Raw genomic sequence first — 25,467 nt, 5'->3', positions numbered from 1 at the left:
AGCGCAGTGCAGCATCAAAATAATTGCTAATACTGAAACACTCAAACATTATAAAAAACACTGTTGTTTCCATCCCGAAATGTCCCATTTGCGCGTTGACAAGGTTTCACGGCAAATGGTCTTATCAATGGCGGCAACTCACACGATATGCCGTTTGATCCACAGCGATTGCCGACGCAGCAATCTTTATCACCCTGGCAAAGCTGTGCCGCACAAGGGCCAGCCGAGCACACTTTCGGAGTTTGAGAATGATGATGGAAACAGTGATGTCCCGCTCCGTACGCCTGATTTTTTCGGGTAGCGTAGCAGCGCTCAGCCTAGGCATGATGGCTGCGCCGGCAATGGCGCAAGACGCCAATGTACAACGTGTGGAAATTACAGGATCGAGCATCAAACGGGCCACGGCCGAGACCGCATCGCCGGTACAGGTCATCACCCGCGACGACTTGATGAAATCGGGCAAGGCCACCGTCGCCGAATACCTGCAAACCCTGACCGCCGATGGCGCCGGCTCCCTGCCGACGGGCTTCGGCAACGGCTTTGCCGCCGGCTCCACGGCCATCTCGCTGCGCGGCCTGGGCGCCACCTCGACCCTGGTCTTGCTCAATGGCCGCCGCATGGCGCCGTTCGCGCGCGCCGATGACGGCCAGAAGAGCTTTACCGACCTGTCCACCGTGCCGATGCAGATCGTCGAGCGCATCGAAATCCTGAAAGACGGCGCCTCCTCGACCTACGGCGCGGACGCCATCGCCGGCGTCGTCAACATCATCCTGCGCAAGGACTTCGAAGGCCTGACCCTGAAAGGCGACACGGGCATTTCCGGCGACAGCGACGCCAAGCAGCACCGCGCCTCGCTGACCTTCGGCAAGGGCAACCTGGATACGGATAAATTCAATGTCGTCCTCAATGCCGAATACACCAAATCGGACATGCTGATGAACAACGAGCGCTCCGGCCGCAAATGGATAGGCAAGGCCGACCTGCGTCCGTATGGCTATGCGATCAACACCCAGTTCGCCGGCGGCTACATCAATGGCAACAACGACGCGAATGCCTCGCCGGTGGGCCTGATCCGCGATCCCGTCACCAACAACTATGTGGCGCTGCCCGGCTGCTCCACCTTGTCCGTGTCTTCACCGCAAGATCCGAAGGGCGGCTGTTTGTGGCACCACGACCAGTTCCGCTCGATGCAGCCGAAGATCGAATCGATCAATCTGTACACGCGCGGCACCTGGCAAGTCAATGCCGATACCCAGGTGTACGCGGAAGCGGGCTACTCGAAGCGCGATACGGCCTTCACCCTGATACCGCCATCGATCACGCCGACCATCGCCTTCCCGCCGAACGCCACCAGCCCGACTGGCGTCGTCAACTACGGTTCCGGCGCCGGCACCACCATCGTGCTGGCCGCCAACCACCCGCAAAATCCGTATGGCGTGCCGGTGCGCGTGCGCTACCAGGCCTTCGATGTGGGCGCCAGCACGCGCCAGGCCAACAACGAATTCAACCGCATCGTGCTCGGCGTCAAGGGCAACGCCATGGGCTGGGACTACGATGCCGGCTATACGCATTCGGAATCGAAGCTGCACCTCGATTACAGCAACATGCTGAACATGGCCGTCGTCAAGGATGCGCTGGGCAATCCGAACAGCAAGTATTTCCCGTACTACATCGGCGCGCAGGCGGGCAAGAATCCGGCCTCGCTGTACGCGGCCATGGTGACGAACGCCACCTCCGATTCCACCACCAAGCTCGACATCATCGACTTCAAGGCGTCGCGCGAACTGATGCAGTTGCCCGGCGGTGCACTGGGCCTGGCCGTGGGCGCGGAACACCGCCGCGACAAGCTCGACAATCCATCGCTGTCGGGCACGGAAAACGGTTCCATCAACTCCAGCTACGTGGCAGCCAAGGGCGACAGCAAAGTCTCGGCCGTGTTCCTCGAAGTACTAGCGCCCGTCATCAAGACGGTGGAACTGTCGGGCGCCTTGCGTTACGACAAATATGACCGTTTCTCGTCGACCACGCCGAAACTGGGCGCCAAGTGGACGCCGCTGAAAACCTTCGCCGTGCGCGGCACGTATTCGGAAGGCTTCCGCGCGCCGGGCCCTGCCGAAAGCAACGCCAATTCGCAATCGACGGGCACCTCGACCGTAAGCGATCCCGTGCGCTGCCCGGGCGGCACCCGCTTGCCGGGCGCCAATGCCAGCGACTGCGAACTGCAGGTGGCGGCCGTCAAGATCGGCGACCCTAGCCTCAAGCCGGAAAAATCCAAGGGCTACACCCTGGGCCTGGTGTGGGATCCGTTCAACGATACCAGCCTGTCGCTCGATGCCTGGAAGATCAAGCGCGAAAACGAGATCAACCCGCTGCCGTACAACGAAGCGGCCGCCCTGCCGACGGCCATCCGCGCCGACAACAACCTGACCATCAATGGCGTCGTCACGCCGAACACGGGCACCTTGCTGATCACCAAGGCGCCGTACCGCAACTCCAGCTTCACGGAGATCAAGGGGATCGACCTGGACGTCAAGCAGCGCGTGCGCCTGGGCGACTACGGCCGCGCCACGTTCGGCCTGACCTGGACCCACATCGCTTCGTGGGTGCGGGCCGAGTCGTCCACCGTGCGCTACCAGTTCGCCGGCACGCATGGCAATTGCGACACCTCCAACTGCGCCGGCACGCCGAAGGACAAGATCAATCTGACCGGCTCGTGGGACCTGGGCAACTGGAACGTCAGCGGTGTGCTGAACTACCGTTCGGACATGAAGAACATCCTGTTTGAAGGCAAGCCGTGCGCTTCCAAACTGGCCGACGGCACAGCGGCGCCAAACGGTTGCAAGATCGCCTCGTTCACCACGCTCGACCTGTCGAGCCGCTGGAACGTCAACAAACAATTGCAATTGTTTGCCTCGATCAACAACGTGACCGACAAGATCGCGCCGCTCGACCCGCTGACCTACGGCGGCATGAGCTACAACCCGATGGATGCCAGCGGCGCCATCGGCCGCTACTTCAAATTGGGCGCCAGCTACAAGTTCTTCTAAGCGTCCGCCCAGGCTGCCAAGCGCAGCCTGAGCATCCGGCAAGGCTGCGTCACTATCGTCATGCCATCCACACCAACGCGCCCGTTGCACTGCAGCGGGCGTTTTTTATTTTGCGTGCGAGGGCGATGGCAGCCTCGTCAAAAATGCGGCACAAAATGCACCTTCTTTGTTCCAAATCAGTGCCTATCGTGCACTGCGTTGTTTAGGCACACAAACCTGTATGCCATGTTGACAAGGACTTTTGCAGCTCATTACAGTGGATCGCTTGAAAAGATATAAATACTTTTCAATGTTCTCGGTGCGCCAACCAGCGCGGCCGTTCTTGCCCTTCTAGCCAACCGCTTTTCCAGGAGTCTTGAACATGATCAGAGAAACACGCCTGTCCCGTTCCATCCGTTTGATCTGCACTGGCGGCCTTGCCGCCAGCCTGTTCAGCCAGCAGGCGCTGGCGCAAGAAGCCAGCGACACGAGCAGCATGCAGCGCGTCGAAGTCACCGGTTCCTCCATCAAGCGCCTCGTTTCGGAAACGGCCACGCCGCTGTCCATCTTCAAGGCCGAGGATTTTGCCAAACAGGGCCTGACGACGGCCCAGGAAGTGCTCAGCAAGATCCCCTCCAATTCCTCCAGCATGGGCAGCGGCAATGCCGTCGGCGGCAATACCAGCGGCTTGCCCACGGGCGGCCAGGCCAGCGCCGACTTGCGCGGCCTGGGCGGCGACAAGACCCTGGTCCTGCTCAACGGCCGGCGCATCGCCAACCATCCGTATGACGGCGCCAGCGTCGACCTGAACATCATCCCAATCGCCGCCCTGGAACGTGTCGAAGTGCTGCGCGACGGCGCTTCGGCCATCTACGGCACGGACGCCATCGGCGGCGTCATCAACTTCATCACCAAGCGCTCGGTGAATGTCACGAATATTACCGCCGAAGTCGTCGCGCCCGAACACAAGGGCGGCGGCGAACACCGCGTCAACCTGTCGACGGGTTTCGGCAAGCTCGACACGGACGGCTACAATATTTTCGGCGTGCTCGACTACCACAAGCAAAATGTGCTGACCTCGCAGGACCGCGCCTTCTCGGCGACCGGCATCGTCCCCTCGCGCGGCCTGTCCATTACCAGCGGCACGACTTTCCCCGGCAATTATTTTGATGCGGCAGCCAACGGCGGCGACGGCCTGGCCGGCAATCCCTACGCGGCCAGCGGCTGTTTGCCGCCCTTGTCGGTAGCCGCCGCCAACGGCACCTGCCGCCAGGATTACACCCGGCAGATCGACAACTTGCCCGCCCAGGAACAGCTGGCCTTCTTCGGCAAGGGCGCCTTCAAGCTCGGCGGCGGCCACCTGGCCACGGTGGAATATCTGCATTCGGAAAACAAGGTGAAGGCGCGCACGGCGCCACCGCCACAAACGGGCTTGATTCTGCCCAACACCAGCAAATACTATCCGGGCAATGCGGGCGGCGTGCCGGCCCAGCCGGGCTTGTCGGGCCAGCCGCTGAGCGTCAACTGGCGTCCCGTGGAAGCGGGCCAGCGGCAGATCGACTCGGACGGCAAGGCCGACCGTCTGGTACTGGCCCTCGAAGGCGAACTGGCCGGCTGGGACTACAAGACGGGGCTGAGCCACGCAATCAGCAAATCCTCGGAAAAATTTACAGGTGGCTACGTGCAGGATGCGGGCTTTGCCGCCGGCGTGCTGAACGGCATCCTGAACCCGTTTGGCGTGCAGGATGCGGCCGGCAAGGCTTACCTCGACAGCACGGCTCTGCGCGGCGAGGTGCAGAACGCCAAGGTCACCACCACGGGCTTCGACATCAAGGGCAGCCGCGAACTGATGCAGCTGGCCGGCGGCCCGCTGGCCATCGCCCTGGGCGGCGAGCTGCGACGTGAAAAAGCCGACTTCAACGTGAACCGCGACATTGCCGGCCAGGCCGCCAGTTCCGGCCTGTCCGGCTCGCTGTCAAAGAGCGGTTCGCGCACGATCCAGGCCGTCTTCGGCGAAGTGAACTTGCCGCTGATCAAGGACCTGGAAGTGCAGCTGGCGGCCCGCTTCGACCATTACAGCGACGTGGGCAGCACCACCAATCCCAAGCTGGCCCTGCGCTACCAGGCCAGCAGCGCGCTGGTGCTGCGCGGCTCGGCCAGCACGGGTTTCCGCGCTCCCACCTTGTTTGAAAAGAATGCACCGCCGTCGAAGAACGATACCAACGATTCCTACGACGACCCCATCCTCTGCCCGGGCGGCGTGCCGCAACCGGGCGCCAACCCCCTGCGCGATTGCGACTTGCAGCAATTCAAGCTGCAAGGCGGCAATGAAAAGCTGAAACCGGAAAAATCCACCACCTTCGCCGTCGGCTTCGTGCTCGAACCGATCAAGGAAGTCACGCTCGCCGTCGATTACTGGAACATCCACCTGAAGGACAAGATTTCCTCCTTGCCCGAACAATCCATCTACGGCAACTACGAAAAATACAAGGCCTTGTTCCTGCGCAATCCCGATGGTTCGCCTTTCGCCATCCTGGACTTGAACGACAACCTCGGGGAAGTGAAAACGGACGGTATCGACGTCAGCCTGAATGCGCGCCTGGGCCGTGGCGCCTATGGCGATTTCAGCGTGTCGGTCGATGGCACCTGGACCCACAAGTATGACTACCAGAACGAGCGCGGCGGCGAATTCATCGCCAACGTGGGCCGCTACGCGGACAACAATCCCGTATTCCGCTGGAAACATACGGCGGCGCTGAACTGGCGCCTGGGCAACTGGGGCGCCACCGTCTCGCAATCGTTCAAGTCCAGCTACACGGATCAGAACCAGGTGGACCCGCAGTTCCGCCACGATGTGCCTTCCTACAGCCTGCTGAACGTGTCGGGCAGCTACACATGGAAAGGCTTGCTGCTGACGGCCGGCGTGAAAAACCTGTTCGACAAGGAACCGCCGTTCTCGAACCAGGGCACCTTGTTCCAGAAAGGCTATGACCCGCGCTATACGGACCCGCTCGGGCGCGCCTACTACTTGCGCGGCAGCTATACGTTCTAAGGGAGATTGGCAAAACAGGATCAACGGGCAGCGCTGGCAAGCGTTTGCCTGCAGCACGAAGACGGCGCCAGCAGAGATGCTGTGCGCCGTTTTATTTTACGCGCCTGAGTGCGCCTGACAAGGGTTGACGATATTTTATTCCTGAACTAATGCAAAAAAAATAGCAATATGTTGCATTTCGTCCAAAAACTCCGCACGAAATTGACAATCTGAATCGTGAATGTTTTGATGAGGGCCCTGAAAATTTACAGAATTTTCATTGGTGGATTTGTAAAAAGGCAAATAAATTGTTAGTAAGCAACAAGTTATTTCAAAATAATTGCCGCCTTTATCACAATAACAAGGAATTTCAGATGATGATAGAAAATGTAATATCGCGGTCGCTGCGCCTGATGTTTGCTGGCAGTTTGGCCCTGGGCATGCACGCCGCGTATGCGCAAGAAACAACAGATGCACCCATGCAACGTGTAGAAGTCACGGGTTCGAGCATCAAGCGCCTGGCATCGGAGACAGCGCTGCCGATCACCTCGATCAAGGCTGACGATTTCGCCAAGCAAGGCTTGACGACGGCACAAGAAGTCCTGTCCACCATTTCCATGAATCAGAGCTCGCAAAGCAGCTCGCAATCCGTTGGCTCCGGTACGGGCGGCCAGTCCGTCGCCAACCTGCGCGGCATCGGCGGCGACAAGACCCTGGTCCTGCTGAACGGCCGCCGTATCGCCAGCCACCCGTTCAACGGTTCGTCCGTCGACCTGAACATCATCCCTATTTCCGCCCTGGAGCGTGTCGAAGTGCTGCGTGACGGCGCTTCCGCCATCTACGGCACCGACGCCATCGGCGGCGTGATCAACTTCATCACCAAACGTTCCGTCAAAGGCGGTTCCGTCACGGTCGAACACTACGAGCCACAGAAATCGGGCGGCGGCGACGAGTCGCGCCTGAACCTGTCCGGCGGCTATGGCGACCTGAACAAAGATGGCTTCAACGTCTTCGGCGTTGTCGACGTACATCGCCAGTCGGCGCTGAGCACGGCCGACCGTTCCTTCTCGAAGAGCGGCTACATCCCCAGCAAGGGCGTGAATAACCTGAGCGGCACCACCTTCCCGGCCAACTTCTACGATACGGGCAATGGCCTGATCGGCAACCCGGCTTTCGCCGGCGGTTGCGTGGGTGAAAACCTGTACAAGAATACCTCGGGCAAGAGCACCTGCGCCATGGATGTCACGCCATTCATCCAGGCCATCCCGAAAACCCAGCAGGAATCCTTCCTGGGCAAGGCCAGCTTCAAGCTGAACCAGGATCACCTGGCCACCATCGAATACCTGCACTCGCGCAGCACCAACGAAGCGCGCATCTCGCCGCCGCCGATGTCGAACATCGGCATCCTCATGTCGTCGAGCTCGCCGTACTACCCGGGCGGCAGCGGCGGCGTGCCAGCCATGGCGGGCCTGTCGGGCGAACCGCTGGACATCAGCTGGCGTCCAGTGGCGTCGGGCCAGCGCAGCGGCTTCGACACCAGCACCTCGGACCGCCTGGTACTGGCCTCCGAAGGCGTCCTGGGCGCGTGGGACTACAACGTCGGCCTGAGCTACTCCGTCAGCAAGGCCACCAGCGCCTTCACGGGCGGCTACCTGAATGACCAGCGCATCATCGACGGCATTGGCAATGGCATCCTGAACCCGTTCGGCGAGCAGAGCGCCGCCGGCCAGGCCTACCTGAATGACTCCGTCCTGAAAGGCGAGTACCTGAGCGCCAAGATGACCAGCACCGCAGTCGACGCCAAAGTCAGCCGTGAACTGTTCACCCTGCCGGCAGGCGCCGTCGGCTTCGCCGTCGGTACGGAATTCCGCAACGACAAGGCGGAATACAATGTGAACCGCGACCTGGCAGGCCAGGCGTCGAGCTCCGGCTACGCCGAAGCGCAGAACCAGTCGGGCAGCCGCAACATCGCCGCCATCTTCACGGAACTGAGCATTCCTGTCGTAAAAGACCTGGAACTGTCGCTGGCAGCCCGTTATGACCACTACAACGACGTCGGCGGCAGCTTCAACCCGAAAGTCGGCGTACGCTGGCAGCCAACGAGCCAGGTGCTGCTGCGCGGCTCCTACAACACAGGTTTCCGCGCGCCAACGCTGTATGACCTGCATGGTCCGCAAACCAAGACCTTCACGGCCAACAAGTACGACGATCCACGCCTGTGCCCGGGCGGCGTACCGATCCCTGGCGCCAACAGCAACGTCGCCTGCGGCGCGCAGCAATACATCCGTTCGGGCGGCAATCCGGACGTCGGCCCGGAAAAATCGAAGACCTTCAGCGCCGGTATCGTCATCGAGCCTGTCAAGTCGGTCACCGTGTCGCTCGATTACTTCAAGATCAAGTTGCGCGACAAGATCGGCACCGTGGCCGAACAGACCCTGTTCGACAATTACGATAAATATCAAAGCAACTTCATCTACACGGCCGACGGCAAGCTCGATTACGTGCTGGCCACCCTGGGCAACCTGGGCGAAATGCACACCTCGGGCATCGACCTGGGCCTGAACTGGAAATTGCCACGCAGCCAGTACGGCAACTTCACCTTCAACTTCGACGGCACCTGGGTACAGAAGTATGAGTACCAGAACGAACGCGGCGGCGAATTCGTGCAAAACGTGGGCGTGTATGGCGACAATGCACCGGTATTCCGCTGGAGACACAATGCCTCCCTGCAATGGAATCTGGACAAGTGGAACGCCACGCTGTCGAACAAGTACATGAGCGGCTACCGCGACCAGAACTATGTCGATCCGCAATTCGAGCAAAGCGTCAAGGCTTACTCGGTATGGTCGCTGTCGGGCGCGTACTCGGGCTTCAAGAACACCGAAGTCACCGTGGGCGTGAAAAACCTGCTGAACGAAGATCCACCGTTCAGTAACCAGATCGGCACCTTCCAGTCCGGTTACGATCCGCGTTACGCCGATCCGCTGGGCCGTACTTTCTACGTGCGCGCGACCTACAAGTTCTAAATACACCTGACATAAGCTAGCCGCTCGCTACGCTTCTGTCAGGCATCTTGAATGAAATGAAAAAGCCCGGAAAGCTTAGCTTTCCGGGCTTTTTTTCATGCTGCGCGCCACGTCACTTTATTCCGCGTCGCCCTTCAGGCGGCGCTGCTTCACGGCTTGCGCCAGGTTTTCCAGCACGGCCACGCTGGCGCTCCAGTCGATGCAGCCGTCCGTGACGGACTGGCCATAGATCAATTCCTTGCCCGGGATCAAATCCTGGCGCCCCGCCACCAGGTGCGACTCCACCATCACGCCGACGATGCGGTCGTCGCCGCCCGCCACCTGGGCGGCGATGTCGGCGCACACGGGAATCTGGTTTTCCGGTTTTTTCGAGCTGTTCGCATGCGAGGCGTCAATCATCAGGCGCGCCGCCAGGCCTTGCGCCGCGATGGCCTTGCAAGCGTCGTCCACGCTGGCCGCGTCATAGTTCGGCGTTTTGCCGCCGCGCAAGATGATGTGGCAATCCTCGTTGCCGTTGGTCGAAACGATGGCCGAGTGGCCGCCCTTCGTGACGGAAAGGAAATGGTGCGGCTGCGAGGCGGCCTTGATGGCTTCCACGGCGATTTTCACATTGCCGTCCGTGCCATTCTTGAAGCCGACGGGACAGGACAATCCCGACGCCAGCTCGCGGTGCACCTGCGATTCCGTCGTGCGCGCGCCGATGGCGCCCCAGCTGATCAGATCGGCGATGTATTGCGGACTGATCACGTCGAGGAACTCGGTACCGGCCGGCAAGCCCAGCTCATTGATGTCGCGCAACAGTTCGCGCGCCATGCGCAAGCCGTCGTTGATGCGGAAGCTGTTGTCCATGTACGGATCGTTGATCAGCCCCTTCCAGCCCACCGTGGTGCGCGGCTTCTCGAAGTAGACGCGCATGACGATTTCCAGCTCGCCCGCGAAACGCGCGCGCTCCTTGACCAGCAGGCGCGCATATTCCATCGCCGCCTTGGTGTCGTGGATGGAGCAAGGCCCGATCACCACCATCAGGCGGTCGTCCTGGCCGTGCAGGATACGGTGCAGGGCGATGCGGGCGCTGGCGGCGGTCTGTTCGGCTTGCTCCGAGCAGGCGAATTCGCGGATCAGGTGGGACGGCGGGGTCAATTCCTTCATTTCGCGAATTCGCAAATCATCGGTGCGGGGCATCATTTTCTCCAAAATTTAAGGATGGGTAAAACATCTGGGTAAAAAAAAACCGCCATCAGTGGCGGTTTTTTAGAATTTGCTGGGATCTCGTTTTGCTGCTACGTGAACCGACCGCTACTCCACCGCCTTTGGGTTGGAATTGCTAAAGTAAAAATAAGCGGTAAAAAAGTGGCGAGCGAACATGCGAGTCATCCGTAAGTGATGAACGACTATAAACCTAAATTGCAAGGGTTGGCAAGCATATTTGTCGGAAAAGCCGCATGCAGCCGCCGTTTTACACTGCAAAATACGTCAAAAAGCATAAAAAGTTGCGCGCTGCCGATGCGCACCGGCTCGCCAACAATGCTGAGGCCGCCGTGGCGCGCACGCCACGGCGGCCCGTTTTGAACCCGGGAAGCGGCGCACTACTGATATAGATCGAATCCCCGCCAGGCCGCACGGCCAAGACTTCAAGGTGCATCCCACCTTTTCCTGTCTGACCTTCCGGAGAATCGCATGACCTACAAAGAATCCGCCCATCCATCCCTGCTTTCACCGCCACGCATGGGCCTGGCCCTGGCAAGCGCCCTGCTCGCCCTGCCCGTCCTGGCACAGGAAGCTGCCCCCGTTGCCCGCGTGGAAATCACCGGCTCGAACATCCGTCGCGCGCAGGCGGAAACGGCATCCGCCGTGCAAACCCTGAACGCGGCCGACATTGAAAAATCGGGCAAGTCCAGCGTGGCCGAACTGCTGCAGACCCTGGCCGTCGACAACCAGGGTTCCGTGCCCACCAGCTTCGGCAACGGCTTTGCCGCCGGCGCTTCCGGCGTGTCGCTGCGGGGCCTAGGGACGGCCTCGACCCTGGTGCTGCTCAACGGCCGCAGGGTGGCGCCGTATGGCCTGGCCGACGATGGCCAGAAGGTATTTGCCGACCTGAACATCATTCCCCTGGAAGCGGTGGAACGGGTGGAAATCCTCAAGGATGGCGCCTCGGCCATCTATGGTTCGGACGCGATTGCCGGCGTCGTCAACGTGATCCTGCGGCGCGACTACCAGGGCACGGCCATCAAGGGCAATTACGGCAAGACGAAGGAATGGGACGGGCGCGACGCGCGCGCCGCCATCACGCACGGCTTCGGCGACATCGACAGCGACCGCTACAACGTGCTGCTGAACCTCGAATACAGCGAAAAAGCCGCCATCTGGAACCGCGACCGGGCCGGACGAGGCGCCGTGGGACGCGGCGATTTGCGCGACCTGGGCTTCAGCGCGCAGGAATCGCTCAGCGGCGCGGGCGCCATCACCACCAACAACGCGGCCGGCAGCGCCGTCAACGGCAATGTACGCAATCCCGACACGCTCGACTACTACAACCGCGGCAACCTGGCCGGCGCGGGTTTTACGCGCACCTTCCCCGGCGCCGCCTGCGGCAACTTCACCACGCACCCGCAGGGCGACCCGGGCGGCGGCTGCCTGACCGATGCCGCGCAGCAGTACAGCCAGATCCAGCCCAAGCAAAAGAATATCAATTTCTTCGGCCGCGCCGCCTGGCAACTGACGCCGGCGTTGCAAACGTATGCCGAGTTGAACGTGTATCACAGCGAATCGCATTCGGCCACCACGCCGTCGACGGTCAGCGGCTCGGTCGGCTACCCGGGCGGCCCCGTCAGCAATGCGGGCGTCTCGCTCGGCGCCGCCCACCCGGACAATCCGTATTTCGGCACGGCGGCGCGGCTGCGTTACCTGGCAGCCGACGTGGGGCCGCGCCTGTCGGAAGTCAATTCCACCTTCACGCGCTTTGTCGCCGGCATCAAGGGCACCGTGGCGGGCTGGGATATCGACAGCGCCATCCTGTACTCGCAGAACAAGGTGTCGAACGACCTGGACGGCTACCTGCAGCGCGACGTCGCCTTCGCCCTGCTCAACCCGACCGCCGCCAACGTGGCCGCGGCCAGCCTGAACCCCGCGTATGCGGCCCTGCCGGCCGGCAGCCTGTGGCGCATCGCGGAAAACGCGGGCCTCAATTCGCCCGAGCTGTACGCTGCCCTGGCGCCGCGCATCTCGAACGACGCCAAGACGCATATCGCGCAGATCGACTTCAAGGCCAGCCGCGAGGTGGCCAAGCTGGAAGGCGGCAGCCTGGGCCTGGCCGTGGGCGCCGAATTCCGCCACGAATCGACGCAACTCAAGCCCACCACGGGCACGGAGCGGGGCAATATCATCGGCCTCGGCTATTCCGCCTACAAGGGCAGCCGCAATGCCTCGGCCATCTATGCCGAAGTGCTGGCGCCCGTGCTGAAAACCGTGGAACTGTCGGGCGCCCTGCGCGCCGACCACTTCACCGATGTGGGTAATTCCTACACGCCGAAAGTGGGCGTGAAATGGACTCCCATGCGCGAACTGGCCCTGCGCGGCACCTTCGCCAAGGGTTTCCGCGCCCCCAGCGCGGCGGAAAACGGCGTCGGCGGCCTGGCCGCGTTCTCCACTGCCAGCGATCCGCTGCGCTGCGCGCTGGGCGTGGAAGTGGCGTGCGATCCCGCGCCGATCGCCGTCATCACGTCGCCCAATCCGAACCTGTCGCCCGAACGTTCGCGCAGCTATTCCGTCGGTGCCGTGTGGGACCCGCTGCCGCGCAGCAGCATTTCCGTCGACCTGTGGCAAATCCGCCGCAAGAATGAAATCAACCAAGAGCAAACGGATGCGGCCATTGCCGCCGGCAACGTGGCGCGCGACCCGTCCACGGCCACCGGCATTCCCGGCGATCCGGGCGCCATCACGGCCGTGCTGGCCAACTATGTGAATTCGGCGCAAACGACGGTGCGCGGCATCGATATCGACGCCCGCCAGCGCTTCAACCTCGACCATGGCTACGGCAGCCTGACCTTCGACCTGAAGTGGACGCATCTGTACAAATGGCTGCGCACGGAACAGGATGGCACGCAGCGCGATTTTGCCGGCACGCATGGCAATTGCGATATATCCAACTGCATGGGCACGCCGGACGACCGCATCAACCTGGGCGCCACCTGGGAACGCCAGAACTGGCGAGTCTCGGCCAACGTCAACTACCGCGCGCCGCTCGACAATGTCCGCTTCAAGAACGACCCGGACGGCTGCGCCACGCATTTCGCCGACGGCACGGACGCGCCGCGCGGCTGCCGCATCGCCTCGTTCACCACGGTGGACCTGACGGCCCGCTGGCTGGCCACGCCCAAGCTGGAAGTGTTTGCGACGATACAAAACCTGTTCGACAAGATCGCCCCGCTCGACCCGCTGACGTATGGCGCCACGGGCTACAACCCACTCGACTACGCGGGCGCGGCGGGACGCTTTGTCAGTGCGGGGGTGAAGTATAAATTCTGAGATCCAGCAACCGTGTTGGCGCGGCCGGTGGTTGGCTTGATGGTGATGTCGGCTTACGCGCTTTGCGCTAACCCGACCTACACGGGCAGCATGCCAGAAATGTAGGTCGGATTAGCGGGGCGCAGCCGCGCGTAATCCGACAACCATGTTGGCCTCACAGTGCCCGAAAAATCAGGCCGTACCGCCAACCGTAATACCATCAAGGCGCAAGGTCGGCTGCCCCACGCCCACGGGCACGCTCTGCCCCTCCTTGCCGCATACGCCCACGCCCGAATCGAGGCGCATGTCGTTGCCGATCATGGAGACACGGTTGAGCACGTCCGGGCCGTTGCCGATCAGGGTCGCGCCCTTGACAGGGTAGCTGAGCTTGCCGTTTTCAATCATGTACGCTTCACTGGCCGAGAAGACGAACTTGCCGTTCGTGATGTCGACCTGGCCGCCGCCGAAGTTGACGGCATACAGACCATTTTTGACGGACGCGAGGATCTCGCCCGGGTCCTTGTCGCCGCCCAGCATGTACGTATTTGTCATGCGCGGCATGGGCAGGTGGGCGAACGATTCGCGGCGCGCATTGCCCGTCACGGGCATCTTCATCAGGCGCGCGTTCATCGTATCCTGGATGTACCCCTTCAGGATGCCGTCCTCGATCAGGGTCGTGCATTGCGTGGGGTTGCCCTCGTCATCGATATTCAACGAGCCGCGCCGGCCCGCCAGAGTGCCGTCATCGACCACGGTGACGCCCTTGGCGGCCACGCGCTCGCCGATGCGGCCCGAAAACGCGGACGAGCCCTTGCGGTTGAAATCGCCTTCCAGGCCATGGCCGATCGCTTCGTGCAGCAGGATGCCGGGCCAGCCCGGACCCAGCACGATGGTCATGGGGCCGGCGGGCGCCGGGCGCGCTTCCAGGTTCACCAACGCCGAATTGACGGCGTCCGTTGCGTATTGTTCCAGCACGGCATCGCTGAAATAGTCGTAGCTGAATCGTCCGCCACCACCGGCCGAGCCCGTTTCGCGGCGGCCATTCTGTTCCGCGATCACGGTCAGCGACACGCGCACGAGAGGACGGATGTCGGCCGCCAGCACGCCGTCGCTGCGCAGCACCAGCACCACGTCGTATTCGCCGGCCAGGCCCGCCATCACTTGCACCACGCGGGGATCTTTCGCGCGCGCCATCTTTTCCACGCGCTCGAGCAATTGCACCTTGGCCGTGGCGTCCAGCGACGCGAGCGGATCGTTGGGCAGGTACAAGGAACGTCCGCCTTGCGGCTGCATCTGGCCGGCGATCTTGATTTTGCCGGCACCGGCGCGCGCGATCGTGCGCGTGGCCGCCGCCGCTTCCAGCAGGGCCCGCTCGGAAATGTCGTCGGAATATGCAAACGCCGTCTTGTCGCCGGACACGGCGCGCACGCCCACGCCCTGGTCGATGGAAAAACTGCCCGTCTTGACGATGCCCTCTTCCAGGCTCCAGCCTTCGCTCTTGGTCGACTGGAAATACAGGTCGGCATAGTCGACCTTGTGCGTAAACATCGTGCCCAGGGCTTTGAGCAGCTTGTCTTCGTCCAGGCCGAACGGCGTGAGCAGGATATCACGCGCCACGGCCAGGCTGGATAGATTGGGTTCAAATGGAATCATGGCTTTTCTCAACATTCAATTTACATGGTGCGGTGCGTCAGGGCCGGCAAGGACTCTCGCACGCCGGCCAAAAACACCAGGTCGATCTCGCCGCTGACCACGCCCTCGCCTTCGGGCAGCACGGCGATCACTTCGCCCCACGGGTCAATCAGCATGCTGTGGCCCCAGGTGCGCCGGCCGTTCGGATGCAGGCCGCCCTGCGCCGAGGCCAGCACATAGCACTGGTTTTCGATGGCGCGCGCGCGCAGCAGCACTTCCCAATGGGCGCTGCCCGTCGTATGGGTAAACGCGGCCGGCACGACGATCAGCGCGCAATCGCCCATGGCGCGGTACAGTTCGGGAAAGCGCAGGTCATAGCAGATGGACAGGCCGACGCGGCCGAACGGCGTCTCGATCGAACGCACCTGCGCGCCGGGCACGATGGTGCGCGATTCGTTGTACGACTCGGCGCCGCGCGTAAAACCGAACAGGTGGATCTTGTCGTAGCGGCCGGCCGGCTCGCCTTGGGGGTCGTACACCAGCGTTGTATTGAGGACCTTGCCCTCCTCACCGGAAATCAGGGGCAAGGTGCCGCCAATCAGCCAGATGCCGTGCTGGCGCGCCATCTGCGCCATGCCGTCCTGGATCGGTCCGCTGCCGGGCTGTTCCGCATGGGCCAGCTTGTCCGTTTCCTGCTTGCCCATGATGGCCCAGTATTCGGGCAGCACCACCAGCTGCGCGCCACCGGCGGCGGCCTGCGCCACCAGGCGCCGCGCCGTGGCCAGATTGTCTTCCACGGAGGGCGAGGAAATCATTTGTACTGCTGCGACTGTATGCATCATTGCCACCTCTTATCCATTCGAACGCCTCGCCTATTTCGCCACGGCCTCCACGGCTGCGGCGGCAGGCACGGCGACAGGTTCCAATTTACCACCATCGAGCTTGGTCACGACGGGCGATTTCCACGGGCCGGCGATCTGCATGTGATAGGTGAGCGCTTTCATCACGGGGGCGCGCAGGAACAATTGCGCCAGGAAACTGCCCAGGCCGATGACGGGATTGACGGCCAGCGCGTACACGAGCGGCCCCGTGCCCAGGTTAAATTCCGGAATTACCACCACGTGCAAATTCGTCGTTTCATTGGCGATATCGGCCGTGCCATCCATCAGCACGGTGGCCGCCACGCCATGCATCTTGAGGTTGTCGGTGGTCACCACGCCGCGCTTGATGCTGGCGTTGGCCGTGATGCCGTCGAAGGCCAGGCCTTCGGAAAACACATCGTGGAAATCGAGTTTCAGCAAGCGGGGCAAGGCTTGCAGGCTGAGCACGCCCAGCAGCTTGGCCGCGCCCGGATCCTGCTTGAGGAACTGGCCCGATTCCACGTTCATCTCGATCTGCCCCGACAAGGTGGGAATATCGAGCGAATACGGCAAGCCGTTCCAGGCGATGTCGCCGCTCAGGCGGCCCTTGCCGCGGCGCACCGTGTCGGCAAAGCCGAAGCGGTCGAGCAGCTTGCCCGCGTCGACGATATCGAGGCCGAAACGCAGGCTGGTCGTGCTTTGCCCATCCTTGATGACCCATTTGCCACTGCCGCTCAGCGCGCCGTCGGGGTTCGACAGTTGCAACTTGCCCACGCGCCACTCGCGCCCGCCGGCCGCCATGGTGTTATAGGCCTGCAACTCCAACCGGCCGATCTTCTTGTTGAACAGCTCGAATTGCTCGGCGACGATATCGAGCGAAGGAATCGACTGGGCGCCGCTTTTGCCTTCCAGCAAATTCTTCACGTCGTTGGCGGCCGACTCGGGAATGATCAGCGACGACAGGCGCGCCGTCATCTTGCCCAGACCGGATGGGGTTTCCAGCCACGTCACATAGCCCGACACCTGTTTCGCATCGATATTGGCTTGCCACACATCCTTTTGATGCGTGGCGCCCACCACCACGTTTTCCAGCTTGCGCTCGCCCAGCATCAGTTCGCTGGCACGGGCCGCCATCATGTCCGGCACCACATATTGCGCGATATCGGGCGCGTCGTCGGCGCCGCCGCTGTCGGCGGGCGCCGTGGCGCTGCCGGCGATCTCGCTGCCGGCGGCGATCCAGCTATCCACGTCCAGGGTTTTCATATTCACGTTGAGCATCATGCCGCTCTCCGGTTCCGGCGCCGGCGCGTTCACGCCGATGCCGCCGCGCACCAGGCGCCAGGCGTCCTTGCCCTGCTTCTGGCGCTGGTAGCGCGCCGCGATGCCGGAGCCCAGCGCGATGCGGATATCGTCCGTGCGCAAGCCGGCGCCATTGGCCGCGTTGCCCGTCAGGGTAAATTTCACGGGCAGGCTGTCGCCGGCCGGCTTTTTCAGGGGAGCGGGGAAATCCAGGCCCAGGCCCGTCAGCGGCGACTCCACATTGACCACCACCTGATGGTCGCGCGCCGTGATCAGGCCGTTGTAACGGGCGCCGCCATTCAAATGTTTCGCCAGGCGCTGCAGCACGGGTGCCGGATACGTCTTGCGCAAGCCATCGATGGTCATGTTGCCGGCCAGTTTCACCTGGATGGAACTGTCCGGCTGCGTGCCGCCCGAGATGGCCAGCGGGCCGCCCAGCAGGCTGCCATTCAAGCCATTCAGGTTGACGCCTTTTTCGTTGAATTCAATCTTGCCCTGCGTGCCCAGCACGGGCGGCATGTCATGGAACAGCACCACGTCGTTGCCCGCCAGCTGCAAGCTGCCCTGCACGGTCGACTCGAGCATGCGCTCGATAGGCAAGTGCAATTTGAGGGCCAGTTTGGCGTTGCCCGTCGCCGTCGTTTCATCCGTGAAATGCTCGATCCAGCCCAGCACGGGGCTGGCCGTCACGTACTTGAGAAATTCCTGCATCGGGCCGGCCGCATTGCCCTCGATATCGAGCAAGGTGTCGAAGACGGTCAGGTCGGGAATCACAGCTTTGACGTTCGTCAATGCCACGCCGCCCGTGGTGGCCGTGTCGCCGCGGATTTCCATGCGCGCGCGCTCGAACACAAAACTGCCCTTGATCTTTTCCGCCTGCGGCCACAGGGGCGCCTTGCCCGCCAGCGGGCCGCTTTCGGAAAATTCGCCGGGCGCATAGTTCAAGGTGCCGTTCTCGATCTTGCCGGCCACGCGGAACTCGCCGCGATTGCGCTGGGCCGGTGTGTCGGCCTTGAACGGGAAATGTTCGAGTTCGCCGCGCAGGCGCAGACTGACGTCGTGCGCCATGCCGCCTTCCAGCGCGCCCGTCAGCCAGTGGCGCAGGTGCTCGGGCGTTTGCAGCGGCAGATAGCGGCCGATGGTATTGATCTGGAAATTATCGATCGTGCCCGTCAGGTCGACCTGGCCCAGGTTCTTGCCGTCGAGCGGCAGCCGGTGCGTGCCTTGCAAGGCGACGCGCAAGCCTTGTTGATTGAAGTCGAGCTTGTCCACCTCGACCTGCAGCATATTGGCCGCTTCAAACGTCCAGCGCGCCTGCATGGAAAATTGCTCGAACGGCAAGGCCGGCTCGCTCAAGTAAGTCGGCAATTGCAGCACCAGGTCCTGCGCGTCGATGGCAATGGTGCCGCCCTTGTCGTTGGCGTCGATGCTGCCAGTCAGGCGGTCGAAGCCGGGAATGGCTGGCGCTGCCGCCTGCGCGGGGCTGGTCGCCGTCTTCGCCACGGCCAGGCGCGCCGGCTGCGCATTCAGGCCCAAATCGATGAGCTTGCCGCGCAAACGGTAACTGGCCGGTGTCGCCATCTCGCCTTCCCATTGCGCCGCAAAATCCTGCAAGCGCCCGCGCGGCGCCAGGGCGTCGAGGCGCTGGCGCTGCTGCTCGCCCAGCGGCAGCTTGTCGGCCAGCGCGGCCAGGGTTTGCAAATCGAGCGACTTGGCCGTGATTTCCGTGCGCGCCGGCTTGCGTTTGGTGGCGGCAACAAAGCGTTCGGACAAGGTCGTGGGCGGCAAGCTGAGGCCATCGCGGGTTTCCACCGCAAAATTCGTCAACTCGACCTGATGGCCATTCGCACCAAAGGTTGGCTTGCCGTCAGGCACCTGCGCCGACAGCTCTTCTTTTGCCGAAATGCGTCCGCTGACCGACAGCAGGTCGAGCGGCGCGATATGCTTGCCCAGCTGCGCCTGCACATCCGTCAAGCCCACGTCGGCCGTGAAGCCGGCCAGGCGCGCGTGATCCAGGCTCAACCAGGCGCGCAGGGCGCCCTTGCCCTGGCTCAGTTCGAACGGGTAATCGAGATAGCGGCGCCAGGCGGCCAGGTCGGCGTTTTTCAGGTCGGCGTACAGCTCGCCTTTCCACATCGACACATCCGAGATGCGCGTGCTGAAAGGCGGATGCGTGAAGTGAGCGCGCACATCGATGGGTGCGGCCAGGCTGGCCGGCGGCATGGCCTGCAAGCCCAGGCGGTGGCTGCGCCAGCGGTTGCGCAGCAGCAGATTAACCTGGGATAAAGCCAGCTCGGGTGTGCCGCGTGCCTCGTCCGTCCAGCGCACCTTGCCGTCGCGAATGATGATGTCATGCTGCGACAGCAGCCAGTCGGCGCCCTTGCCATCGCTGCCTTGCGTGCTGTCGATCAATACCCCGGCCACGTACAGCTTGCCATCCTTGCTGCGCCGCACGTCCAGGTCCGGCCGCGTGATTTCCAGGGTTGTAAAGCGCACGGAACCGAGCAGGCTCCACCATGACACGGTGGCCGATATGCTGGGCAAGCTCAGCGCCTGGCGCCCCGCCTGGTCGCGCAGGGTCACGTCGCCGAGGAAGAGATTGGGCCGCACGCCATGCCAGGAGGCATAAATACGCGCGATGCTGACCGGATTGCCCAGCGCGCGGCTGGCCGCCCGCTCGATATCGCCTTTGTAATAGTCGATATTCGGCAGGATCGCGTAGCGCAGGAATAAAAACAGCACGGCGAAGGCGAAATACGCGAGCATCACCAGTTTGATGGTAAAACCCAACACGTGGTGGGTGGCCAGGTTGGCCATGCGATAGGCGGCACGCAGCCGCTGCCAGCGCAGAGCCAATGGCACATGTTCTGTCACGCTTGCTTCTGGCGGTTTTTGCATCAATAAGCTAATAAACTGGTCCGGCGTCAAATAATGGCAAAAATCGTCTGCATTCGTGGTGCGCACCTGCATCCTTGCGCTTGCGTCTGAGCAAAGCCTCCCTTACCATCGTCCGGAAGAGCACGCACTACCGGCGGTATTGGGTCGGCGGCACAATTTTACCGCATCCCCCGGCGTTCGCAGCCAAGTTAAACAAGAACATGCACGCAGCATCCACGAGACAGTTACCGATACCATGAGCACACAGCCTTTGATTTCCGCCTCCCGTTTCTACCAGCGCTGGCTGGACGCCGCCCCCGAGCGCGCCGCGCAGGTAGCACAACTGGTGCGCGCGCCGCTGGACGGGCTCGATTTTGCCGCCGAGTTGGCCGCCCAGGCGAACGCCGCCACGCCGCCACTGCCGCCCGAGCGGGCCATGCGCCGCCTGCGCAACCTGCTCGTCTGCGGCCTGATCGCGCGCGATTTAGGCGGCCAGGCGGACTTGAACGAAGTCGTCACAGCCATGACGGGCTTTGCCGATTTCGCCATCCGCACGCACGTGGACGCCATCATGGCCGAGATGGTGGCCTTGCACGGCATGCCTGTCGGCGAGGAATCGGGCGAGGAACAGGCCTTGATGGTGCTGGCGATGGGCAAGCAGGGCGGTGGCGAACTGAATGTCTCGTCCGACATCGACCTGATCTTTGTCTACCCGGAAGATGGCGATACGCAAGCGACCCAGCCGGGCCAGCGCAGCCTGTCCAACCACGAGTTTTTCATTCGCATGGGCAAGAAACTGATCGCCGCCCTGGCCGAGATCACGCAGGATGGCTTTACTTTCCGCGTGGACATGGCCTTGCGTCCGAACGGCAATTCGGGTCCGTTGGCGGCCAGCCTCAGCATGGTGGAGCAATACCTGATCGTGCAGGGGCGCGAATGGGAGCGCTACGCCTGGGTCAAGGCGCGCGCCGTGACGGGCAAGCCGGAAGATATTGCGTCCCTTGACGCCATCGTGCGCCCCTTTGTCTTCCGCCGCTACCTCGATTTCGGCGTCATCGACGCCATCCGCACCATGCACGGCCAGATCCGCGCCGAGGTCAACCGCCAGGAACGGCTGCATCCGGACCGCAGCAACAACGTCAAGCTGGGCCGGGGCGGCATCCGCGAAATCGAATTCCTCGCGCAAGTGTTTCAGCTGATACGGGGCGGGCGCGACGCCGAGCTGCGCGAGCGTTCCACGCGCGCCACCCTGCGCACGGTGGCGGACAAGGGGCTATTGGAGCCGGCCATCGTGGAACAGCTGCTCGGTTCCTACACGTTCTTGCGCAACCTCGAACACCGGCTGCAGTATCTTGACGATGCGCAAACCCACACCCTGCCCGCCAACGACGCCGACCGCCTCACCGTGGCGCAGATGATGGGTTTACCCGACACGTCCACCCTGCTGGCCCAGCTGGAAGCGCACCGCGTGTTTGTCGCCGGCCAGTTCGACGAGATGTTCAGCGACAAGAGCAGCGGCACGCCGCCGGCCGACACGGGCATCGACCCGCAAACGTCGAACGACTGCGCCGCGTCCGACCAGCAGGAAGCCATCGAAGCGCGCTTTGCCGCCCTGGGCTTCCATGAGCCGGCCGCCTGCGCGCGCCGCCTGCTGGCCACGTGGCAAGCGCCCCGTTTGCAATCCTTGCCCGAGGCGAGCCGCACGCGCCTCGTCGCCCTCGTCAATTCCGCCCTGCCCCTGATCACCGATTGCTCCGTGTCCAACGGTAACGCCAGCCAGCTGGCCACCCTGGGCCGTCTGCTCGATTTCCTGGAAGCGATCGCGCGCCGCTCGGCCTATCTGTCGCTGCTGACGGAATACCCGCATACGCTCGAACGCGTCGTGCGCATGGTGTGCGCCAGCGGCTGGGCCGCCACCTTTCTTACGCAGCACCCGATTTTGCTCGACGAACTGTTAGACGAGCGCATCCGCAACACGGTGCCGGACCCGGCCGCGCTGGCCCTGGACCTGCAGCGCCAGCTCGACGACGCGCCCGGCGACACGGAACGGCAGATGGATATCCTGCGCGAAATGCACCACGCTCAGCTGTTCCAGTGCCTGGCGCAAGACCTGGCGGGCGACCTGAGCGTGGAAAAACTGGCCGACTACCTGTCGCAGCTGGCCGACATCATCGTCGCCGCCACCGTGCAAGCCGTCTGGCAAACGTTACCGACACGCCACCGCGAAGTGCCGAAATTCGCCGTCATCGCGTATGGCAAGCTGGGCGGCAAGGAACTCGGTTATGTCTCGGACCTCGACGTCATTTTCCTGTTCGACGACGACGACCAGGAAGCGCCGGGCCTGTACGCCAAGCTGGCGCAGCGCTTCATTACCTGGATGACCTCGCATACTTCGGCCGGCATTTTGTTCGACATCGACATCGCTCTGCGTCCCGACGGCGCCTCGGGCATGCTGGTCTCCAGCGTGCAGGCATTCGAGCGCTACCAGGGCAGCGCGGCCTGGGTGTGGGAACACCAGGCGCTCACGCGCGCGCGCTTTTGCGCCGGCGACGCCACCATCGGCAAGCATTTCGAGCGCATCCGCGACACGATCCTGCGCAAGGAACGCCCGGAAAACGGCCCGCTCAAGGGCGAAGTGGTGGCCATGCGCAAGAAGATGCTCGATGCGCACCCACCCCGCCCCGGCAGCTTCGATTTGAAGCAGGACCCGGGCGGCATGATCGACATCGAATTCATGGTGCAATACCTGGTGCTCCAGCATGCGGCGCAGTATCCGCAGCTGACGGCCAATTCGGGCAATATCGCCCTGCTGCGCCTGTGCGGCGAACTGGGTCTGATCGATGCGCAGCTGGCCGCCCTGGTCGCCGACGCCTACCGCGCGCTGCGCAAGCTGCAGCACCAGCTGCGCCTGCAGGGCCAAGACCTGGCCCGCGTGGAACCGGAACGGGTGCGCGCGCATGCGGACAACGTGATGCGCCTGTGGCAAGCCATCTTCGGCGCCACGGTCTGAGGCCACCCCGGGCATGCCGCTCCATTACCTGTCGCGCCTGAGCGGATCGGCGCGCGATACGCAAGCCAATCTGCAGCTGGGCTGCGTGCTGGCGCTGGTGGCCGGCGCAGTGAATGCGGGCGGATTCCTCGCCATCGGCGGCTATACCTCGCACATGACGGGCATCGTCTCGGGCATGGCGGACGACCTGGCGCTGGGCAATATCACGGTGGCCCTGGCCGCGCTGGGCGCGTGGCTGGCTTTTGTCAGCGGCGCGGCCGTCACGGCCATCATGGTGAACTGGGGCAAGCGGCGGCGCCTGCACAGCCAGTTTGCCGCCAGCCTGCTGCTGGAAGCGGCGCTACTGCTGATGTTCGGCTTGACGGGCAATTACCTGGCCGCCATGCCCGACGTGCTGGGCCCCGTCACCATCTTGTTGCTGTGCTTTGTGATGGGTTTGCAGAACGCCATCATCACCAAGATTTCGGGCGCCGTCATCCGCACCACGCACGTGACGGGCCTGTCCACCGACATCGGCATCGAACTGGGCAAGATGGCGTATTACAACCGGCGCCACCTGCCCGACCGGATGGTCAAAGTGAACCGCGGCAAGCTGAGAACGCATAGCCTGCTGATCGCCTGCTTCTTCATCGGCGGCGTCAGCGGCGCCCTGGCCTTCAAGCACATCGGCTTTCCCGCCGCCACCATCCTGCTCGCCGGCGTGCTGACTCTGCTGTCGGGCGTGCCCGTGCTGCGCGACTTGCGCCTTCTGTGGCGTTTTTATCGGCGCCGCCTGCACGCCTGGCGTTAGCAGGAATATTTTTCTTTATAGCAATAAAATACTGATTTTAATGCTAAGATTTTTCTGCGCCTGGCCGGTTCATCATGCCTGCCGTGGCGGCCTTTTGATTTGACACCCAACCGTTGTCCAATTGTGAAAGCGAGAAAAATGATTTCCATTAAAAAAGCCCTGTTTGTCTTTGCCATCGCCGTGGGCGCCGCCGCCTCGTTCTCCAGCACGGCCGCCGTGCGCGCGTGGATTCCGTCGGAAAATTGCGATTACATCCTCAACATGTGCTACCAAGGTGTCGAGGCGTCGTGCGAGCAGTGGCGCAACCAGTGCGAACCCAAGGAATAAGCTGGCATCAGACGAAAAAAACGCCCCGAAGGGCGTTTTTTTGTATGCTAGCCAGAAATTACTTCGCCGACATCAGTGCAACGGTGGTGTCGAGCATGCGGTTCGAGAAACCCCACTCGTTGTCGTACCACGACGATACTTTCACCAGGCGGCCCGACACTTTGGTCAGGGTCGAATCGAAGTTCGACGAAGCCGGGTTGTGGTTGAAGTCGATCGAGACCAGCGGTTCGGTCTGGTACGTCAGGATGCCTTCCAGGGCGCCTTCCGAAGCGGACTTCATCAGGGCATTGACTTCTTCCACGGTCGTGTCGCGCTTGGCGATGAACGACAGGTCGACCAGCGACACGTTGATGGTCGGCACGCGGATGGCGAAGCCGTCCAGTTTGCCATTCAGCTCAGGCAGCACCAGGCCCACGGCGGCAGCGGCGCCCGTCTTGGTCGGGATCATGCTCATGGTGGCCGAACGGGCGCGGCGCAGGTCTTCATGCATCACGTCGGACAATACCTGGTCGTTGGTGTAGGCGTGCACGGTGGTCATCAGGCCCGTTTCGATGCCGATGGCGTCGTTCAGCGGCTTGACCAGCGGTGCCAGGCAGTTGGTGGTGCACGAAGCGTTCGAGATGACGGTGTCCGTCGATTTCAGTACCGAGTGGTTCACGCCGAACACGACGGTCGCATCGACGTCCTTGCCGCCTGGTGCCGAGATGATGACTTTTTTCGCGCCGCCCTTCAAGTGAGCCGAAGCCTTCTCTTTGGTGGTGAAGAAGCCCGTGCATTCCAGCACGACGTCCACGCCCAGCTCGCCCCATGGGATTTCAGCAGGATTGCGCTGTGCGAATACGCGGATCGGATCGCCATTGACGATCATGTTGTCGCCTTCGACGGTGACCGTGCCCGGGAACTTGCCGTGCGCGGTGTCGTAGCGGGTCAGGTGGGCGTTCGATTTGGCATCGCCCAGGTCATTGATGGCAACGATCTGGATATCCTGTTTTTTGCCGCCTTCGTAGAAAGCGCGCAACACATTACGGCCGATGCGGCCGTAGCCATTGATTGCAACTTTGATCGTCATACTCTGCTCCTGATTAA

General features: G+C 62.5%; 12 protein-coding genes. 7 read left to right on the top strand and 5 right to left on the bottom strand.

The window, feature by feature from the left end:
* Positions 1 to 266: 266 nt before the first annotated feature.
* From GYK42_RS24150 to GYK42_RS24140, 3 genes are all read left to right on the top strand, one after another.
* Complete coding sequence (locus GYK42_RS24150) at positions 267 to 3,047, top strand: TonB-dependent receptor (protein WP_052755893.1); 2,781 nt, start codon at positions 267 to 269, stop codon at positions 3,045 to 3,047.
* 361 nt (positions 3,048 to 3,408) lie between these two features.
* Entirely contained in the window at positions 3,409 to 6,078 is a 2,670-nt protein-coding gene (locus GYK42_RS24145) for a TonB-dependent receptor (protein WP_166449559.1), read from the top strand.
* A 458-nt stretch (positions 6,079 to 6,536) separates the two neighbouring features.
* On the top strand, positions 6,537 to 9,083 hold the full coding sequence (locus GYK42_RS24140) for a TonB-dependent receptor (protein ID WP_240943784.1): 2,547 nt from the start codon (positions 6,537 to 6,539) through the stop codon (positions 9,081 to 9,083).
* A gap of 117 nt (positions 9,084 to 9,200) precedes the next feature.
* On the opposite strand, the gene aroG is transcribed toward GYK42_RS24140, so the two are convergent.
* Positions 9,201 to 10,265 carry a 3-deoxy-7-phosphoheptulonate synthase AroG gene (gene aroG / locus GYK42_RS24135; RefSeq protein WP_058050880.1) on the bottom strand — a complete coding sequence of 355 codons (1,065 nt, stop codon included), beginning with the start codon at positions 10,263 to 10,265 and terminating at the stop codon, positions 9,201 to 9,203.
* 495 nt (positions 10,266 to 10,760) lie between these two features.
* On the opposite strand from aroG, the gene GYK42_RS24130 reads away from it, so the two are divergent.
* A complete protein-coding gene (locus tag GYK42_RS24130; RefSeq protein ID WP_166449557.1) occupies positions 10,761 to 13,607 on the top strand; it encodes a TonB-dependent receptor in 2,847 nt (948 codons plus the stop codon).
* A 171-nt stretch (positions 13,608 to 13,778) separates the two neighbouring features.
* Here GYK42_RS24130 and tldD read toward each other — a convergent pair whose 3' ends face one another.
* Genes tldD through GYK42_RS24115 form a run of 3 tightly spaced genes read right to left on the bottom strand, consistent with a single transcriptional unit; the run spans position 13,779 to position 20,251 of the window.
* Positions 13,779 to 15,239 carry a metalloprotease TldD gene (gene tldD, locus GYK42_RS24125; protein WP_058050878.1) on the bottom strand — a complete coding sequence of 487 codons (1,461 nt, stop codon included), beginning with the start codon at positions 15,237 to 15,239 and terminating at the stop codon, positions 13,779 to 13,781.
* A gap of 20 nt (positions 15,240 to 15,259) precedes the next feature.
* Positions 15,260 to 16,060: a carbon-nitrogen hydrolase family protein gene (locus tag GYK42_RS24120; RefSeq protein ID WP_082127856.1), complete on the bottom strand. Its 801-nt coding sequence runs from the start codon at positions 16,058 to 16,060 to the stop codon at positions 15,260 to 15,262.
* 30 nt (positions 16,061 to 16,090) lie between these two features.
* Positions 16,091 to 20,251 (bottom strand): YhdP family protein, encoded by a 4,161-nt coding sequence (locus tag GYK42_RS24115; RefSeq protein WP_346768160.1) that lies wholly within the window; start codon positions 20,249 to 20,251, stop codon positions 16,091 to 16,093.
* A gap of 259 nt (positions 20,252 to 20,510) precedes the next feature.
* Between GYK42_RS24115 and glnE the strand changes: the two genes are divergently transcribed.
* The 3 genes from glnE (at position 20,511) to GYK42_RS24100 (ending at position 24,381) form a co-directional block, all read left to right on the top strand.
* On the top strand, positions 20,511 to 23,264 hold the full coding sequence (gene glnE / locus GYK42_RS24110) for a bifunctional [glutamate--ammonia ligase]-adenylyl-L-tyrosine phosphorylase/[glutamate--ammonia-ligase] adenylyltransferase (RefSeq protein WP_240943781.1): 2,754 nt from the start codon (positions 20,511 to 20,513) through the stop codon (positions 23,262 to 23,264).
* A 13-nt stretch (positions 23,265 to 23,277) separates the two neighbouring features.
* Positions 23,278 to 24,054: a YoaK family protein gene (locus GYK42_RS24105; RefSeq protein ID WP_166449554.1), complete on the top strand. Its 777-nt coding sequence runs from the start codon at positions 23,278 to 23,280 to the stop codon at positions 24,052 to 24,054.
* Positions 24,055 to 24,192: 138 nt separating this feature from the next.
* Positions 24,193 to 24,381, top strand: coding sequence for a hypothetical protein (locus tag GYK42_RS24100; RefSeq protein ID WP_133994032.1), 189 nt, complete (start codon positions 24,193 to 24,195; stop codon positions 24,379 to 24,381).
* A 58-nt stretch (positions 24,382 to 24,439) separates the two neighbouring features.
* On the opposite strand, the gene gap is transcribed toward GYK42_RS24100, so the two are convergent.
* Positions 24,440 to 25,450, bottom strand: a complete 1,011-nt coding sequence (gene gap, locus GYK42_RS24095) for a type I glyceraldehyde-3-phosphate dehydrogenase (RefSeq protein WP_046685413.1) — start codon at positions 25,448 to 25,450, stop codon at positions 24,440 to 24,442.
* Between the last annotated feature and the right edge of the window lie 17 nt (positions 25,451 to 25,467).

Source organism: Janthinobacterium lividum, from assembly GCF_011601275.1.
Taxonomy (GTDB): Bacteria; Pseudomonadota; Gammaproteobacteria; order Burkholderiales; family Burkholderiaceae_D; genus Janthinobacterium; species Janthinobacterium lividum_E.
This window is presented reverse-complemented; position numbering and strand designations above follow the sequence as displayed.

Bases quoted from the DNA above. Each gene is read 5' to 3' on its own strand.
- GYK42_RS24100 (WP_133994032.1), top strand. From the start codon at position 24,193: ATGATTTCCATTAAAAAAGCCCTGTTTGTCTTTGCCATCGCCGTGGGC.
- GYK42_RS24105 (WP_166449554.1), top strand. From the start codon at position 23,278: ATGCCGCTCCATTACCTGTCGCGCCTGAGCGGATCGGCGCGCGATACG.
- aroG (WP_058050880.1), bottom strand. From the start codon at position 10,265: ATGCCCCGCACCGATGATTTGCGAATTCGCGAAATGAAGGAATTGACC.
- GYK42_RS24140 (WP_240943784.1), top strand. From the start codon at position 6,537: ATGCAACGTGTAGAAGTCACGGGTTCGAGCATCAAGCGCCTGGCATCG.
- GYK42_RS24120 (WP_082127856.1), bottom strand. From the start codon at position 16,060: ATGATGCATACAGTCGCAGCAGTACAAATGATTTCCTCGCCCTCCGTG.
- tldD (WP_058050878.1), bottom strand. From the start codon at position 15,239: ATGATTCCATTTGAACCCAATCTATCCAGCCTGGCCGTGGCGCGTGAT.
- GYK42_RS24130 (WP_166449557.1), top strand. From the start codon at position 10,761: ATGACCTACAAAGAATCCGCCCATCCATCCCTGCTTTCACCGCCACGC.
- gap (WP_046685413.1), bottom strand. From the start codon at position 25,450: ATGACGATCAAAGTTGCAATCAATGGCTACGGCCGCATCGGCCGTAAT.
- GYK42_RS24145 (WP_166449559.1), top strand. From the start codon at position 3,409: ATGATCAGAGAAACACGCCTGTCCCGTTCCATCCGTTTGATCTGCACT.
- GYK42_RS24150 (WP_052755893.1), top strand. From the start codon at position 267: ATGTCCCGCTCCGTACGCCTGATTTTTTCGGGTAGCGTAGCAGCGCTC.
- glnE (WP_240943781.1), top strand. From the start codon at position 20,511: ATGAGCACACAGCCTTTGATTTCCGCCTCCCGTTTCTACCAGCGCTGG.